This is a genomic window from Azotobacter bryophylli, assembly GCF_042643485.1.
GTDB classification, from domain to species: domain Bacteria; phylum Pseudomonadota; class Gammaproteobacteria; order Pseudomonadales; family Pseudomonadaceae; genus Azotobacter; species Azotobacter bryophylli.
This window is the reverse complement of record NZ_JBHRSJ010000028.1, coordinates 1-686: the sequence shown is the minus strand read 5'-3', so window position 1 is coordinate 686 and position 686 is coordinate 1. Positions and strand designations below refer to the sequence as shown.

The window sequence follows — 686 nt, the reverse complement described above, 5'->3', positions numbered from 1 at the left end:
GTGCCGAAGCTGGGCGCGGCCGAGACCCGCCGTGCCATCGAGGCCGCCGAGCGCGCCCTGCCGGCCTGGCGCGCGCTGACCGCCAAGGCCCGTTCCCAGAAGCTGCGCCGCTGGTTCGAGCTGATGCTCGAGCACCAGGACGACCTGGCCCGGCTGATGACCTTGGAGCAGGGCAAGCCGCTAGCCGAGGCCAAGGGCGAGATCGCCTACGCCGCCTCCTTCCTCGAGTGGTTCGCCGAGGAGGCCAAGCGCGTCTACGGCGACACCATCCCCGGCCACCAGAGCGACAAGCGCCTGATCGTGCTCAAGCAGCCGATCGGCGTCTGCGCCGCCATCACCCCGTGGAACTTCCCCAGCGCCATGATCACCCGCAAGGCCGGCCCGGCCCTGGCCGCCGGCTGCACGATGGTGCTGAAACCGGCCAGCCAGACGCCGTTCTCGGCCCTGGCCCTGGCCGAGCTGGCCGAGCGCGCGGGGATTCCCGCCGGGGTGCTGAACGTGGTCACCGGCTCGGCCGGCGAGGTGGGCGGCGAGCTGACCTCCAATCCGGTCGTGCGCAAGCTGTCCTTCACCGGCTCCACCGAGATCGGCCGCCAACTGATGGCCGAGTGCGCGCGGGACATCAAGAAGGTCTCCCTGGAGCTGGGCGGCAACGCGCCCTTCATCGTCTTCGACGACGCCGACCT

The 686-nt window shown here is 71.3% G+C and carries 1 protein-coding gene; it reads left to right on the top strand.

The window, feature by feature from the left end:
* On the top strand, positions 1-686 hold a 686-nt coding region (locus ACFOJE_RS12990; RefSeq protein ID WP_377814793.1), incomplete at both ends, for an aldehyde dehydrogenase family protein.